This window comes from Enterobacter sp. SES19, assembly GCF_011765665.1.
Lineage (GTDB): Bacteria > Pseudomonadota > Gammaproteobacteria > Enterobacterales > Enterobacteriaceae > Enterobacter > Enterobacter pseudoroggenkampii.
Genome location: NZ_CP050320.1, coordinates 3,995,020 through 4,009,890, shown reverse-complemented (window position 1 = coordinate 4,009,890; position 14,871 = coordinate 3,995,020). Strand labels below are relative to the sequence as shown.

General features: G+C 58.4%; 19 protein-coding genes. 9 read left to right on the top strand and 10 right to left on the bottom strand.

Annotation, left to right across the window (positions count from 1 at the left end; genetic code table 11):
• The first annotated feature begins 1 nt into the window (after position 1).
• From citC to citG, 6 genes are read left to right on the top strand one after another with little or no spacing between them, the layout of a single operon-like run.
• The gene (citC, locus tag GXP72_RS19045; protein ID WP_024906545.1) at positions 2-1,024 is read left to right on the top strand and encodes a [citrate (pro-3S)-lyase] ligase; all 1,023 of its coding nucleotides are present in this window, start codon (positions 2-4) and stop codon (positions 1,022-1,024) included.
• A gap of 16 nt (positions 1,025-1,040) precedes the next feature.
• Positions 1,041-1,334, top strand: a complete 294-nt coding sequence (citD, locus tag GXP72_RS19040) for a citrate lyase acyl carrier protein (RefSeq protein WP_090418625.1) — start codon at positions 1,041-1,043, stop codon at positions 1,332-1,334.
• Positions 1,331-2,206: a citrate (pro-3S)-lyase subunit beta gene (gene citE, locus GXP72_RS19035; RefSeq protein ID WP_029740740.1), complete on the top strand. Its 876-nt coding sequence runs from the start codon at positions 1,331-1,333 to the stop codon at positions 2,204-2,206. Before citD ends, citE begins: the two co-directional genes overlap by 4 nt.
• Positions 2,207-2,216: 10 nt before the next feature.
• Positions 2,217-3,740 (top strand): citrate lyase subunit alpha, encoded by a 1,524-nt coding sequence (gene citF, locus GXP72_RS19030; protein ID WP_208763245.1) that lies wholly within the window; start codon positions 2,217-2,219, stop codon positions 3,738-3,740.
• Positions 3,737-4,276: a citrate lyase holo-[acyl-carrier protein] synthase gene (citX, locus tag GXP72_RS19025; protein WP_024906547.1), complete on the top strand. Its 540-nt coding sequence runs from the start codon at positions 3,737-3,739 to the stop codon at positions 4,274-4,276. Before citF ends, citX begins: the two co-directional genes overlap by 4 nt.
• On the top strand, positions 4,254-5,057 hold the full coding sequence (gene citG, locus GXP72_RS19020) for a triphosphoribosyl-dephospho-CoA synthase CitG (RefSeq protein WP_090418622.1): 804 nt from the start codon (positions 4,254-4,256) through the stop codon (positions 5,055-5,057). The genes citX and citG overlap by 23 nt, the downstream gene beginning before the upstream one ends.
• An 80-nt stretch (positions 5,058-5,137) precedes the next feature.
• Here the strand turns inward: citG and GXP72_RS19015 are convergent, their stop codons facing one another.
• From GXP72_RS19015 to mutY, 4 genes are all read right to left on the bottom strand, one after another.
• Positions 5,138-6,394 (bottom strand): nucleoside permease, encoded by a 1,257-nt coding sequence (locus GXP72_RS19015; RefSeq protein WP_008499767.1) that lies wholly within the window; start codon positions 6,392-6,394, stop codon positions 5,138-5,140.
• A 218-nt stretch (positions 6,395-6,612) separates the two neighbouring features.
• Complete coding sequence (mltC, locus tag GXP72_RS19010) at positions 6,613-7,689, bottom strand: membrane-bound lytic murein transglycosylase MltC (protein ID WP_024906549.1); 1,077 nt, start codon at positions 7,687-7,689, stop codon at positions 6,613-6,615.
• Positions 7,690-7,745: 56 nt separating this feature from the next.
• Positions 7,746-8,018 carry an oxidative damage protection protein gene (locus tag GXP72_RS19005; RefSeq protein ID WP_023309138.1) on the bottom strand — a complete coding sequence of 91 codons (273 nt, stop codon included), beginning with the start codon at positions 8,016-8,018 and terminating at the stop codon, positions 7,746-7,748.
• A 26-nt stretch (positions 8,019-8,044) separates the two neighbouring features.
• Positions 8,045-9,097 carry an A/G-specific adenine glycosylase gene (gene mutY / locus GXP72_RS19000; RefSeq protein WP_175557797.1) on the bottom strand — a complete coding sequence of 351 codons (1,053 nt, stop codon included), beginning with the start codon at positions 9,095-9,097 and terminating at the stop codon, positions 8,045-8,047.
• Between the two features lie 144 nt (positions 9,098-9,241).
• Here mutY and trmB point away from each other — a divergent pair, with 144 nt between their 5' ends.
• Genes trmB through GXP72_RS18985 form a run of 3 tightly spaced genes read left to right on the top strand, consistent with a single transcriptional unit; the run spans position 9,242 to position 11,060 of the window.
• Positions 9,242-9,961: a tRNA (guanosine(46)-N7)-methyltransferase TrmB gene (trmB, locus tag GXP72_RS18995; RefSeq protein WP_023333355.1), complete on the top strand. Its 720-nt coding sequence runs from the start codon at positions 9,242-9,244 to the stop codon at positions 9,959-9,961.
• On the top strand, positions 9,961-10,287 hold the full coding sequence (locus GXP72_RS18990; RefSeq protein WP_014885198.1) for a YggL family protein: 327 nt from the start codon (positions 9,961-9,963) through the stop codon (positions 10,285-10,287). Before trmB ends, GXP72_RS18990 begins: the two co-directional genes overlap by 1 nt.
• 56 nt (positions 10,288-10,343) lie before the next feature.
• Positions 10,344-11,060: a DUF2884 domain-containing protein gene (locus tag GXP72_RS18985; RefSeq protein WP_024906551.1), complete on the top strand. Its 717-nt coding sequence runs from the start codon at positions 10,344-10,346 to the stop codon at positions 11,058-11,060.
• 61 nt (positions 11,061-11,121) lie between these two features.
• On the opposite strand, the gene GXP72_RS18980 is transcribed toward GXP72_RS18985, so the two are convergent.
• The 6 genes from GXP72_RS18980 to GXP72_RS18955 form a co-directional block, all read right to left on the bottom strand.
• Positions 11,122-11,484 (bottom strand): endonuclease domain-containing protein, encoded by a 363-nt coding sequence (locus GXP72_RS18980; protein WP_048029070.1) that lies wholly within the window; start codon positions 11,482-11,484, stop codon positions 11,122-11,124.
• 64 nt (positions 11,485-11,548) lie between these two features.
• A complete protein-coding gene (gene hemW / locus GXP72_RS18975; protein WP_090418619.1) occupies positions 11,549-12,691 on the bottom strand; it encodes a radical SAM family heme chaperone HemW in 1,143 nt (380 codons plus the stop codon).
• Positions 12,684-13,277: an XTP/dITP diphosphatase gene (locus GXP72_RS18970; protein ID WP_048991669.1), complete on the bottom strand. Its 594-nt coding sequence runs from the start codon at positions 13,275-13,277 to the stop codon at positions 12,684-12,686. The genes hemW and GXP72_RS18970 overlap by 8 nt, the downstream gene beginning before the upstream one ends.
• Before the next feature lie 3 nt (positions 13,278-13,280).
• Positions 13,281-13,577 carry a DUF167 family protein YggU gene (gene yggU, locus GXP72_RS18965; RefSeq protein WP_090418616.1) on the bottom strand — a complete coding sequence of 99 codons (297 nt, stop codon included), beginning with the start codon at positions 13,575-13,577 and terminating at the stop codon, positions 13,281-13,283.
• Positions 13,574-14,140, bottom strand: a complete 567-nt coding sequence (locus GXP72_RS18960; protein ID WP_090418613.1) for a YggT family protein — start codon at positions 14,138-14,140, stop codon at positions 13,574-13,576. The genes yggU and GXP72_RS18960 overlap by 4 nt, the downstream gene beginning before the upstream one ends.
• Positions 14,141-14,161: 21 nt before the next feature.
• The gene (locus tag GXP72_RS18955) at positions 14,162-14,863 is read right to left on the bottom strand and encodes a YggS family pyridoxal phosphate-dependent enzyme (protein ID WP_024906555.1); all 702 of its coding nucleotides are present in this window, start codon (positions 14,861-14,863) and stop codon (positions 14,162-14,164) included.
• Between the last annotated feature and the right edge of the window lie 8 nt (positions 14,864-14,871).

Sequence of the window (14,871 nt, the reverse complement as noted above, 5' to 3'; positions counted from 1 at the left end):
CATGAACAGTCAACCCATCGATTTTCGCCACACCCTCGTGGCGAAGCATCCGGAACGCTTAAGCCAGATCCGCTACCTGCTGGCAGACAGCGGCCTGGGCCTGGACAACGACATCACGCTGTTCGTCGAAGCCTGGTCCGGCCCGCAGCTGGTGGGTTGCGCAGGGCTTGCCGCCAACGTCATTAAGTGCGTGGCGGTCAACGAGCAGCTTCGCGGCGAGAACCTCAGCGCGCGGCTGCTGGCAGAGGTGGAACATGCGGCGCTGGAGCGCGGCCATTTTCACCTCTTCCTCTGCACCCGTCCGTGCAACCGGGAGCGCTTTGCCCGCAGCGGCTTCTGGCCGATTGCCCAGAGCGGGAACAACGCCGTGCTGATGGAGAACACCCCGCAGGGGATCGAGCGCTACTGCCGCTCTCTGCGCGCGAACCGCAGGTGCGGGGAGAAGATTGGCGCCATCGTGATGAACGCCAATCCGTTCACCCTCGGCCACCGCCATCTGGTGGAGCAGGCGGCGGCGCAGTGCGACGCCCTGCACCTGTTCGTGGTGCGTGAAGACGCGTCGTTCTTCCCGTTCAGCGCGCGCCTTGAGATGGTGCGCGCGGGCGTGGCGCATCTGCCCAACGTGGTGGTGCATGAAGGCTCGCAGTACATCATCTCTCGCGCCACGTTTCCGGCCTACTTCCTGAAGGAGACCGGCAAAGTGCAGCAGGCGTGGAGCGAGATTGACGTGCTGATCTTCCGGGACTTTATCGCCCCGGCGCTCGGCATCACGCACCGCTTCATCGGCTCGGAGCCGTTCTGCGATATCACCCGCCAGTACAACCAGACGCTGCACGACCTGCTGGCCTCGCATATCGAGGTGGTGGAGATGCCGCGCATCAAGGCCACCGGCAACGCCATATCGGCGTCCGAAGTGCGCCGATTACTGAAGACACAGCAGTTTTCCCGGATCCGGGAGATTGTCCCGGACTCCACCTTCGCGCATCTCGAAACGCATTACCGTGCGAGTGCGGAAGTCGCTTAACTACCAGGAATTTATCATGAAAATTGTAAGGGAGGCGCTGGCCGGAACGCAGGAGTCCAGCGACCTGATGGTGAAAATCGCTCCCGCTCACGGCGAGCTGGAGATCGTCATCCACAGCGAAGTGATTAAGCAGTTTGGCGAGCAGATTCGCCAGGTGGTCAACGACACGTTGCGCGCCATGAACGTGCACCAGGGATTAATCATTATTGAAGACAAAGGGGCGCTGGACTGTGTGATCCGCGCCCGCCTGCAAAGCGCGCTGATGCGTGCCGCCGACGAACAGACCATCAACTGGGGGGCGCTGAAATGAGCAAACTCCGCCGCAGTATGCTGTTCCTGCCGGGCGCCAACGCCGCCATGCTCTCCACCGCCTTTATCTACCGTCCCGACTCCATCATGTTTGACCTTGAGGACGCCGTTGCCCTGCGCGAGAAGGATACCGCGCGCATGCTGGTGTTTCACGCGCTGCAGCACCCGATGTATCAGGATATCGAAACCGTGGTGCGCATTAACCCGCTCAGCACGCCGTTTGGCCTGTTGGATCTGGAGGCCGCCGTGCGGGCCGGCGTGGACGTGATCCGCCTGCCGAAAACCGACACGCCGGACGACATCTACGAGCTGGAGGGCCACCTTGAGCGTATCGAGCGCGAGTGCGGCCGCGAGGTCGGCTCCACCCGCGTGATGGCGGCGATTGAGTCGGCCATTGGCGTCATCAACGCCGTGGCGATTGCCCGCAGCTCTCCGCGCCTCATCGGCATCGCGCTGGCCGCCTTTGACTACGTGATGGACATGCAGACCGAGCGCGGCGACGGCACCGAGCTGTTCTACGCCCGCTGCGCCGTGCTGCACGCCGCCCGCGCGGCGGGTATCGACGCCTTCGACGTGGTGTGGTCAGACGTTAACGACGAGGCCGGGTTCCTGCGTGAGGTCGATCTGATCCGCAAGATGGGCTTCAACGGCAAATCGCTGATCAACCCGCGCCAGATTGATCTGCTGCACAACGCCTACGCCCCGACGCAGGAAGAGGTGGATCACGCCAGAAGGGTGATTGAGGCGGCGGAAGAGGGAGAGCGTAACGGCCTGGGCGTGGTGTCGCTCAACGGCAAAATGGTGGATGCACCGATTATTAACCACGCGCAGGTGGTGCTGGAGCGCGCGGCAGCCTCCGGCGTGCGTCGGTAAGGATAAGACAATGAATCAGACAGAACTTCTTCACGTGAATTTCCCCCATCTGCGGGACTTAAAACCCTTCGATACCGCCCACAGCGCCACGCCGTGGCTGGCGGACAGCGACGCGAAGCACAGCCGTAAGCTCTGCGCCTCTATTGAAGAGGCGGTTAAGCGCTGCGGCCTGCAGGACGGGATGACCATCTCCTTCCACCATGCGTTTCGCGAAGGCGACCGGGTGATCAACACCGTCGTGGCGCTGCTGGCGCGGATGGGTTTTAAAAACCTGACGCTGGCCTCCAGCTCGCTGATGACCTGCAACGACGCGCTGATCGAGCATATCGAAAGCGGCGTCATCACCCGGATTTACACCTCTGGGATGCGCGGCAGGCTGGCGGATGCCATTTCCCACGGGCTGATGGACGAACCGGTGCAAATTCACTCCCACGGCGGGCGCGTGAAGCTGCTCCAGGACGGCGAGCTGAATATCGACGTGGCGTTTCTCGGCGTGCCGTGCAGCGATGAGTTTGGCAACGCCAACGGGACGCACGGAAAATCGTGCTGCGGTTCGCTCGGCTACGCGATGGTGGACGCGCACTTTGCCCGCAAGGTGGTGCTGCTGACTGAAGAGCTGGTGCCGTTCCCCAATATGCCCGCCAGCCTGGTGCAGGACCAGGTGGACTACATCGTGCAGGTTGAAAGCGTGGGCGACCCGGCGAAAATCAGCGTCGGCGCGGCCCGTGTCACCAGCAACCCGCGCGAGCTGATGATCGCCCGCTATGCGGCGGACGTCATTGAACACTCCGGCTACTTCAAACCGGGCTTCTCGATGCAGACCGGCTCCGGCGCGGCGGCCACGGCCTGCACCCGCTTTATGGAAGAGAAGATGGAGCGCAGCGGCGTGAAGGCGCGCTTTGCGCTCGGCGGCATCACCGGCAGCCTAGTGGATCTGCACGAGAAGGGGCTCATCGAAAAGCTGCTCGATACCCAGTGCTTTGACGGCCAGGCGGCGGCCTCGCTGGCGCGTAACCCGAACCACGTGGAGATCTCCACCAACGTTTACGCTAACCCAGGCAGCAAGGCGGCAAGCTGCGACCAGCTCGACGTGGTGATCCTCAGCGCGCTGGAAATCGACGTCGAGTTCAACGTCAACGTCATCACCGGCTCCGACGGAGTGATGCGCGGCGCGTCCGGCGGGCACTGCGACGTGGCCGCCGCGGCGAACCTGACCATCGTCGTTGCCCCTCTGCTGCGCAGCCGCATTCCGACGGTGGTGAAGCGGGTTACCACGCGCCTCACGCCGGGCGAAAGCATCGACGTGCTGGTTACCGATCACGGCATCGCGGTCAACCCGGCGCGCACGGAAATCCGCGAGCGGCTGCTGGAGGCCGGGCTGAAGGTTGTGGATATCAACGCGCTGTATGAGCGGGCGATCTCCCTGACCGGCGTCCCGAAACCGATTGAATTTACCGACAAAATCGTCGGGGTGATCCGCTACCGCGACGGCAGCGTGATCGACACCGTGCGACAGGTGAAGGAGGAAGTATGACTTTAGCGACACCCGTGCGGGCGGGTGTCAGCCTTGACGAACTGCTGGCGGCGAAAGAGCGCCGCGCAGCGCGCCAGGCTGACATGCTCGAGCACTATCAACAACCGGTGATTTCCCTCACGCTGGTCACGCCCGGGGAAATCAAGGACAGCCTGCGCTATCGCAATACCATGGGCGTGGCGCTGCAGATGTGCGACCAGCTGCTGTGGGAGAACCGCTGGCAGGTGCTGGACCGTCAGGTGCTGTGGCTCCCGACCGGGCCAGAAGCCCTCTGGTGCGTGGCCCATCCGGCGGTGGAAATCAAAGCGCACTGTACGGATCTGGAGCAGACGCACCCGCTCGGCAGGCTGTGGGATCTGGACGTGATCTGCCCTCAGCATGGCCACGTCGGGCGTCAGTCGCTGGGGGCGAATCTCAGGCGCTGCCTGATCTGCGACGCGCCCGCTCATGCCTGTTCCCGTTCGCGCAATCACCCCGTTGAGCAGGTGGTTTCCCGCGTGGAGAAGACGATCGATGACTGGTTTGCTCGCGACTAAACCGCGCCCGGCTGACGTGCCCGCGCTTGCCGAGGCGGCGCTGTGGCAGGAGCTGGAGCTGACGCCCAAGCCGGGACTGGTGGACACGCTCAACAACGGTTCCCATCGCGATATGGACCACGCGCTGTTTGTCCGCAGCATCGCGGCGATTACGCCGTGGTTTTCGCGCTTTGCCGAGCTGGGCAGCGCGCATGCGGATAAACCCGCTGGCGAACAGCTACGCGTTCTCCGCCCGATGGGGCTGGCCTGCGAGCAGGCGATGTATGCCGCGACGAACGGGGTGAACACCCACAAAGGCGGGGTTTTTGCCCTGGGTTTACTGTGCTTCGCCGCCGGTCGTGTGAAAAATATCTCCGCAGAGAGCCTCTGCTGTGAGGTGAGTAACATCTGCCGCGGGCTGGTGTCGCGGGAGCTGGCCGCACGCAGCGGACAGACGACGGCTGGCGAGCGACAGTTCCAGCAGTACGGCTTAACCGGTGCGCGCGGTGAGGCGGAGAGCGGCTTTGCGACGGTGCGTAAGGCGCTGGCGCAGTGGAACGGACATTCACTTCACGGCCTGCTGTTACGCCTGATGGCCGTCAATCAGGACAGTAATCTGGTATCTCGCGGCGGCATGGAAGGGCTGCGCTACGTTCAGGGCTACGCGCGGGAACTGCTGGCTAACGGCTGGGACCGCGAGGCGTTGCTTAGGATGGATAACGCATTGATTGAACGCAATCTGAGTCCGGGCGGCAGTGCGGATTTGCTGTCGGTGGGATGGGTGCTGTCTGCAATAAAATAGCCGGGTGGCGGCTTCGCCTTACCCGGCCTATGGTCTGGTTTTGTAGGCCCGGTAAGCGCTAGCGCCACCGGGCACAACAATCAATGCGCGATCGGCTGCGCACCGTGTGGTTCACGTACGTGCTTGTACTTGAACAGCGCGATGAACGCGAAGAACAGCACCAGCGAGTACGCCGCGAAGATCAGCCATACAGGCTGCCAGTTGGTGATACCGTTGGTGGTGTACATCTCCACCACTTTACCGCTCACCACGCCGCCAAGAATACAGCCGAAGCCGTTGGTCATCATCAGGAACATACCCTGCGCGCTGGCGCGGATTTCAGGCTTCACCTCTTTTTCCACAAACACCGAACCGGAGATGTTGAAGAAGTCGAAGGCGCAGCCGTAAACGATCATCGACAGCACCAGCAGCACGGTGCCGAACGGGCTTGGGTCGCCGTAGGCGAACAGACCGAAGCGCAACATCCATGCCGCGATACTGATCAGCATGACGTTCTTGATGCCATAGCGGCTCAGGAAGAACGGGATGGTCAGGATAAACAGCGTCTCAGAGATCTGAGAGATGGACATCATCACCGACGCATGTTCAACGATAAAGCTGCCGGAGAACAGCGGATTGTTATCGAAGCTGTGCAGGAAGGTGTTGCCGAACATGTTGGTGATCTGCAGCTCCGCGCCCAGCAGCATGGAGAAGATGAAGAAGATCGCCATGCGTTTGTTTTTAAACAGCGCGAAGGCGTCCAGGCCGAGCATGGTGCTCCAGCTCTGGTTTTTCTGCTGGTTAGACACCGGGATGGTTGGCAGCGTCAGGGTGAAGATCGCCAGCAGCACGGAGAGCGCTGCACCGATATAGAGCTGCATATGGCTCAGTTCGAAGCCCGCGAAGCTCACGCCCCACATCGCCATGATAAAGCCGATGGTGCCCCAGATACGGATTGGCGGGAAATCGGTCACGATATCCATATCCGCGGATTTCAGGCGGTAGTAGGAGATGGTGTTGATCAGCCCAAGCGTTGGCATATAGGCCAGCGAGTTAAGCAGGATCACCATGAACATTGCCCCCGGCGTGGTCACCTGGGCTGCCATAAACAGCGTCCCCGCGCCCACCAGATGGCAAAGCATGTACAGCCATTTGGCGCTTAGCCATTTATCCGCCACGATCCCCAGCAGCGTTGGCATGAAGACAGCCGCAATACCGAGCGAGCTGTATACGGCACCGATTGACGCACCATCGAACTTGAGCGTCACAAACATATAGGAGCCGAGTGTAGTCAGCCAGCTACCCCACAGGCAGAACTGCAGAAACGACAATATTTTAAGCTGCAGCTTAAGGTTCATGTTACTTTCCTCACAAGTGAGCGGGAGATATGTTGTTATAGGAACATTCAGGGTTGTTATTTGATGCAATTCTATCAGTTGGCAACGATATGTTTTGTTACCTCCCGCAAAAAAATGCAATCCACATTAATTTGCAGTTTGGATTGTGATGCAAATAACATTTTCGTATGGGTGGGGGGAAGGAGAACACCTTCTCCTTGCAGGAGAAGGTGTGCCGATCACCGACGACGATAGTTTTTCTGCGCCGTATTCACCTTATACAGGTACCGGCGGGATTCCGCAGAAGGGTGGCGGGTGGTGAGGGTGGAGTAAACATCCCCCGGCGCCATGCTGTTGATGATGTTCGCGGCCTGCACTTTGTCATTCGAGAAGACGCGCAGCACGCTGCCCGCGCCGCCGTTATAGGCGGTGATCACCGCATAGCGGCGCGACGTTGGGTTATCAATTCCGCCCAGATACACATTGTTCAGCATCGCCAGATAGGCGGTACCGGTATCAATGTTGCTCTGCGGGTCGAACAGATAGCTGCGGCTCGGCGTGCCGGATTTCCCCTGCGCGCGGAAGACGTCTTTCCCGGCGCTGTGCTGCACCACCTGCATCAGCCCCAGGGCGTCGGAACGGCTTACCGCATACGGGTTAAACGAGGATTCGGTCTGCATAATCGCCAGGATCAGCGACTCATCCACGCCGTACTTACGTGAGGCCTGACGCACCATCCCAATGTACTTATGCGCACGCTTGTCGAGGTGGTTCGGGACGAGGTTTATGGTGACGCTGTAGATGATCTTCAGACCGTTAGAGCGGCTTTTCAGGCGCGTCTGCAGTAGGTAGTCGGCAAATTTCGTGGCGCGACCTTCCCAGCGGATCGGCTGGCCGGTCTGATCGACAACCTGACCGTACAGGAACGGCTCTTTCGAGATCGTAATATCGTCGGCATCGGAGTAGAGATCGATAGATCCCGGATCGTCACCCATCAGCAGGGTTTTGATAATGGCCTGACGTAAGCGCGCTGCAGGGTCAGTGCCTGCAATGGTCTCAATCGTGATCGTACCCTCATCAAAGTTGATGTGGCTACGGGTCAAATAGGCGTCGGTGTACTTAACGTAGTCCTTGGGTCCGGCAATAAGAACTTCGTTAAATCCCCATATGTTCTCGATGTTGTGGGCAAACTGCCCCATCAAAATGTCAAAACCGTTGGTGTCCTTGATCCAGGCTTCGTTGTAATCTTCGCCTTTTTTTGACGAACACGAGACAAGCAACGGCGCAACAAGGGCTAGCGCTAAAAGTTTTTTCATCATTCCGGGAGTGCGTGTTGTGTTTGCTTTAACGGCGGGGTTTCCCCCGCACGCTGTTATTTTTCCGGTGGCGTATAGCCTTCGATGTGCACGTCTTTACCTTCGAACAGGAAGCTTACCATCTCCTGCTCCAGCAGCTTGCGGTGTTCCGGGTTCATCATGCTGAGTTTCTTCTCGTTGATCAGCATGGTCTGCTTTTTCTGCCACTGTCCCCAGGCTTCTTTGGAGATTTCATTGTAGATGCGTTTACCCAGGTCGCCCGGATAAAGCTGGAAATCCTGGCCCTCAGCGTCACGCTGCAGGAAAGTACAAAAAATCGTTCTGGCCATACACATTCCTCTTTTTCTTGTCGATGCTAAACCATTGCACCGGCACGTAATTGCTGTAACAGGCGCTCCACGGGAGCCGCCAGTCCGACTGATGGCGGTTGCGCTAAGTTATACCAGAGAGCGGTGCCTTCATCCATGCACGAGGCAAATGACGACACGGGAAGCCACATGGGTACAATATCCAGGTGGAAATGGCTGAAGGTATGGCGAAACGCGGTCAACTGCGTCAGGTTATCGGCAGCAATCCCGCGCTTTTTAAGCCATTCACGCAGCAAGTCTTCATCTTCAAACTGTGGGAAGCAGTATAGACCACCCCACAGGCCGCTCGGCGGACGCTGGGCCAGGAAGACCTCGTCGCCGTGCTGCATCAGCAGCATATAGCCTGTGCGCTCCGGCAGCGTCTGTTTGGGTTTCTTACCCGGATACTGCGCCCAGGAATGGTTGGCATACGCCACGCAGAGAGTATTCACCGGGCAGAGTTCGCATTTTGGTTTTGAGCGCGTGCAGACCATGGCGCCGAGATCCATCATCGCCTGGTTGAAACGCTCGACGCCGTTGGCCGGGGTGACCGCTTCACTAATTTCCCAAAGACGTTTTTCAACGTCCTTCTTCCCCGGCCAGCCGTCGACGGCATAGCAGCGTGCCAGCACGCGCTTTACGTTGCCGTCGAGGATCGGGAAATGCTTGCCTAACGACAGGGAAAGAATCGCACCTGCGGTTGAGCGTCCGACGCCGGGGAGATCGGCCACCTCGTCGAAGGTTTCCGGGAATTTCCCGTTGTGGCGCGTCGCGACCTGCTGTGCGGCCTTGTGAAGGTTACGCGCGCGGGCGTAATAGCCAAGACCGGTCCACAGGTGCAGGACCTCGTCCAGCGGGGCGTTGGCCAGATCGGTCACCGTCGGGAAGCGCGCCATAAAACGCTCGAAGTAAGGGATCACCGTGGCGACCTGCGTTTGTTGCAACATCACCTCGGAGAGCCATACTTTGTAAGGCGTTTTTTCAATTTGCCAGGGCAGGGTTTTACGCCCGTATTTGTCGTACCAGTCCAGCACCTGGGCTGAAAATTGAGAGGCTTGCATGGTCATCGATTCGCATAATCAGGGACGCAGATTGCAGCACAGCGTCAATCTGCTGTAAACCGGATCTTTCCCATGCTTGCATAGAAGCCTTAACTTTGGATAATGCCCGTTTCCCGAACATTCTCACAAGCAGACAACTCTTTTATGAAAAACGACGTCATTTCACCGGAATTTGATGAAAACGGTCGCCCGCTGCGCCGTATTCGCAGCTTTGTCCGTCGTCAGGGCCGCCTGACAAAAGGTCAGCAACACGCGCTGGACAACTACTGGCCGGTGATGGGCGTTGAGTTCAGCGAGCAGCCTCTGGACTTTACTGAACTGTTCGGCCGCGAAGCACCCGTCACGCTGGAGATCGGTTTTGGTATGGGCACCTCGCTGGTGACCATGGCGAAAGCCCGCCCGGAGCAGAACTTCCTCGGTATTGAAGTCCACTCCCCGGGCGTGGGTGCATGCCTGGCAACGGCCCATGAAGAGGGCGTTGAGAACCTGCGCGTGATGTGTCACGACGCGGTGGAAGTGCTGCACAAAATGATTCCTGACAATTCTTTAACCATGGTTCAGCTCTTTTTCCCTGACCCGTGGCACAAAGCACGTCATAATAAACGCCGTATCGTTCAGGCACCGTTTGCCGAGCTGGTGAAAAGCAAGCTGAAGCTGGGCGGTGTCTTCCATATGGCGACCGACTGGGAACCGTATGCGGAACATATGCTGGAAGTGATGTCGTCGCTGGACGGTTACAAAAACCAGTCTGCGAGCAACGACTATGTACCGCGTCCGGAATCGCGTCCGGTAACGAAATTTGAACAGCGTGGCCATCGTCTTGGTCACGGTGTATGGGACTTAATGTTCGAGAGGGTGAAATAATGGCAAAGAATCGTAGCCGTCGTCTGCGTAAAAAGATGCACATCGAAGAATTCCAGGAAGTGGGCTTCTCCGTTGCGTGGCGTTTCCCGGAAGGCACCAGTGTAGAACAGATCGATCAGGACGTGGATGCGTTCATCAACGACGTGATTGAGCCAAACAAGCTGGCCTTCGACGGTAGCGGCTACCTGGCATGGGAAGGTCTGATCTGCACCCAGGAAGTGGGTAAATGCACCGAAGAACATCAGGCGCTGGTGCGTAAATGGCTTGAGGACCACAAGCTGGAAGATGTCCGCGTCAGCGAACTTTTCGACGTTTGGTGGGACTAATAAAGAAGTCAGGGGCCAGCATTAGCTGGCCCATTTTGTCTGAGGGAGTGTTTAAGATGCGCAAAACGTTGCTGGCTGTTGCTTTGATGGCAACTGGATTCACCGCCCATGCGGATTATCAGTGTAGCGTCACCCCGCGTGATGACGTGGTGTTAAGCCCGCAAACCGTGCAGGTCAAAGGCGAGAACGGCAATCTGGTGATTACGCCGCAGGGGAACGTCACCTTTAACGGCAAGCAGTACAACCTGACTGCCGCACAGCGTGAGCAGGCGAAAGACTATCAGGCCGATTTGCGTACCGCGCTGCCGTGGATTAATGAAGGTGCCCTGACGCGCGTCGAAAAGAGCCGCGTGGCGCTGGATAAGATCATCACTAAAGAGGTGGGGGAGAGCAGCAATATGCGCACCCGCCTGACGAAGCTTGATAAGCAGCTTAAAGAACAGATGAACCGGATTATCGAGACGCGTTCCGACGGCCTGACTTTCCACTACAAGGCGATTGATCAGGTCCGTGCCGACGGGCAGCAGCTGGTGAACCAGGCGATGGGCGGCATCCTGCAGGACAGCATCAACGAGATGGGCGCCAAAGCGGTGCTGAAAGGCGGCGGTAACCCGCTGCAGGGCGTGCTGGGCAGTCTGGGCGGCCTGCAAACCTCTATTCAGAACGAGTGGAAGAACCAGGAAGATGATTTCCAGCAGTTCGGCAAAGACGTGTGTAAACGCGTGGTGTCGCTGGAAGATAGTAGGAAGGCGCTGGTGGGGACGCTGAAGTAAGTTCCCCTCACCCTAACCCTCTCCCCAAAGGGGCGAGGGGATGGTTTGCTCCCTCTCCCTTTCAGGGAGAGGGCCGGGGTGAGGGTTGCAGCATTTGCAGTGTCTCAAGGATCTTTTCCAACACAGCCTCTTCATTATTCCAGAGTTCGTTGTTCCAGAATCGAATAACGTGCCAGCCCTTTTGGTTTAACCACAACGTCCTTTGACGATCGTATTCCTGATTTTCATCATGCTGTCCGCCATCCAGCTCAACTGCCAGACGTGCTTCGCAGCAGGCGAAATCGAGTATGTAATTTCCTACCGGATGCTGTCGGCGAAATTTATAATTTTCGAAACGGCGGCTGCGCAGTAGATACCAAAGTCGCCTTTCTTCCGTTGTCAGCTCGCGTCTGAGCTGTTTTGCATATGAACGAGTAATTTCCATCCCCTACACTCTGCCAGCCTTTCCCTCAGCCGGCAGAACGGGATGCAAAATCCTGAATCAGCCTTCAGGATTCTTCGGCGAGGAACAGCTCAAGAAGGGAGTTTAAGAACAGTTTGCCGTGCTCGGTGATCTGCCAGTATTCATCACACTCGGTGAGATACCCCTGGGCCAGCGCCTCGTCGATCTGCGGGCGAATCACCGACTCCGGCAGCCCGGTGTAACGTGTAAATTCCGCGCGCGGCGCGGCCTCCAGCAGGCGGAAGCGGTTCATAAAGAACTCAAACGGCTTATCCGCCGCCTCGACGTCGTGCTGACGCTCCAGGTAGCGGCCTTCCATATATCCGCGCGGGTGGCGGGTTTTGGCGGTGCGCAGAATGCGCCCGTCCGGGAAGGTCACCTTGCCGTGCGCGCCGCAGCCAATACCGAGATAGTCGCCAAAGCGCCAGTAGTTCAGGTTGTGCTGACACTGGTAGCCCGGCTTCGCGTACGCGGACGTTTCATACTGCTGATAGCCCGCAGCGGTTAACAACTGGTGACCCTGCTCGAAGATATCCCACAGCGCGTCGTCGTCCGGCAGCACCGGCGGGCGGGAACCGAACAGCGTGTTTGGCTCGATGGTGAGCTGGTACCACGACAGGTGCGGCGGGTTCAGTGCAATGGCCTGGCGCAGGTCGTCCAGCGCCTCGTCCAGCGACTGATCCGGCAGGCCGTGCATCAAATCGAGGTTGAAGCTGCGAAGATTAAGCCCGGTCGCCAGGTTTGCCGCGCGCTTCGCCTCTTCCGGGCCGTGAATGCGCCCCAGACGTTTTAGCTTCGGTTCGCTAAAGCTCTGCACGCCGATTGAGATGCGGTTTACGCCCGCGCGCTGATAGTCGACAAAACGGTCGGCCTCAACGGTGCCGGGGTTGGCTTCCATCGTAATTTCAGCATCCGCTGCCAGGTTCAGGCGCGCACGCACGCCGTCCAGCAGGGTCTGCATAGCCGGACCGGACAGCAGGCTCGGCGTACCGCCACCAATGAAAATGGTCTTAACTTCACGTCCCTGTGCGTAAGGTACATCGGCGTCCAGGTCGGCCAGCAGATGCGCAACGTAATCATCGTGCGGCACTTCGCCCTTCAGCGCGTGCGAGTTGAAATCGCAGTACGGGCATTTCTGCACGCACCACGGGATGTGAATATAAAGACTCAGAGGCGGCAAATTAGCCATTACGCAGTGCTTCCAGTAACAGTTTCAGCGCGCGTCCACGGTGGGAAATCGCGCTTTTCTCTTCGCGGGTCAGTTCCGCAGCGGTTTTGCCCTCGGTCGGGACAAAGAAAATCGGGTCGTAGCCAAAGCCGCCGTTACCAGCCGCTTCACGGGTGATCACGCCCGGCCAGCTGCCGTGGCAGACGATAGGCGTAGGGTCTTCCGCGTGACGCATATAAACCAGTACGCAGTGGAACTGCGCGGTACGCTGTTCGTCCGGTACGTCTTTCAGGGCGACAAGCAGCTTTTCCAGATTCTGCTGGTCGGTAGCGTCAGCGCCGGAATAGCGCGCGGAGTAAATCCCCGGCGCGCCGCCGAGAAAATCCACGGCCAGGCCGGAGTCGTCGGCAATCGCGGGCAGGCCCGTAATCTGCGCGGCGTGGCGCGCTTTCAGGATCGCGTTTTCGATAAACGTCAGCCCCGTCTCTTCGGCGGAATCCACGCCAAGATCGGTCTGGGCGACCACGTCCAGCCCAAAATCATTTAATAGCGAGGCCAGCTCGCGCACTTTACCAGCGTTGCCGGTCGCGAGAACAACTTTCTGCATGGTTTAGTCCTGTTCTTTCAGTGCCGCGACTTCCGTCGGGATAGATTGCGGATTAAGGATTTTTACCTGTTTATGTCGCCCAAGTTCACCTTTTTCAATGATGACCTGGCTTTTGGCGACGCGAAACTGTTTTGCCAGATATTTAGTCAGATGCGCGTTCGCCTGGCCGTCAACCGGCGGGGCGGTGATGGCGACTTTTAACTCGTCGCCATGCAGCCCAACAATAACGTCACGGCTGGCTTTTGGCTGAATATACAGCCGCAAAACCAGCCCGTCAGCGCAGGTGCTTACGGCACTCATGGCGCCATCCACAGCCCCGGCAGCAGCATATTGCCCGTGGACTGTAACAGCTCAGCGATCCCCATGTTGACCACATAGAGCAGCAGAACCAGGATCATCGGGGAAAAATCGATGCCGCCCATAGACGGAAGCAGGTTACGGATTGGACGCAGCAGCGGCTCTGCCAGCTGAATCAAAGCATACTCCACCGGGCTACGCCCCTGGCTGACCCAGCTCATGATGGCCATCACCAGCAGCACCCAGAAAATAAGCAGACCGATGGTTTTGACCAGAATCAGGACCGCAGCAATCCATATAATCGGCTGGAAGGTGATGACCATAAACAGCACGATCGCTTTGATAACGCTCAGAATAAACGCCACCAGCAGAGACGAACTGTCGATGGGGCCCATGGCCGGGATAATACGGCGCAATGGTCCGACAACAGGCTGCGTGATTTTCACGACAAACTGCGAGAACGGATTGTAAAAATCACAGCGGGCCCACTGCATCCAGACGCGCAGCAAAAGCGCCATCGTATACAGCTCAAGCACAGTTGAGAGCAGGAAAGTCAACGTCTTCATGGCGTTCCTCAGGTTTCCTTATTATTTTGAGTAGTCGCGCGCACCGAAAATTGCCGTGCCGATGCGCACCATAGTGCTGCCTGCCGCGATGGCGGCTTCCATATCATCCGACATGCCCAGAGAAAGCGTGTCTACCGTGTTATAGCGCGCTTTAAGCGCCTCAAATGCTACAGCCATTTGCTGTGCCACGGCAAACTGCCTTTCATAACTTGACTCAGGCGCCGGAATGGCCATCAGCCCGCGCAGGGTTAAGCGCGGCAGTTCGGCCACCTCTGCGGCCAGCGCGTCCAGCTCGCTCAGCGCAATGCCGGACTTGCTGTTTTCGTCGCTGATGTTGACCTGAATCAGCACGTTAAGCGCTGGCATCTCTGCCGGACGCTGGTCGTTCAGACGTGTCGCAATACGCAGACGGTCGATGGTGTGACACCAGTCGAAGTGCTCTGCCACCAGACGGCTTTTGTTCGACTGCAGCGGGCCAATAAAGTGCCACTGCAGATCCGTCTTCCCCTGTTCCTGGAAGTAGCGAATTTTATCCACGCCTTCCTGCACGTAATTTTCACCAAACGCCCGGTGGCCTGCCGCTATCGCTTCTGCGATGGCGCTCGCAGGCTTGGTTTTGCTGACTGCAAGCAGGGTAATTTCTTCTGAAGCCCGGCCGCAACGCGTTGCTGCGGCTGAGATTTTGTCCCGGACCTGTGCCAGGTTATGCGCAATGTCGTTCATTTTCCGAG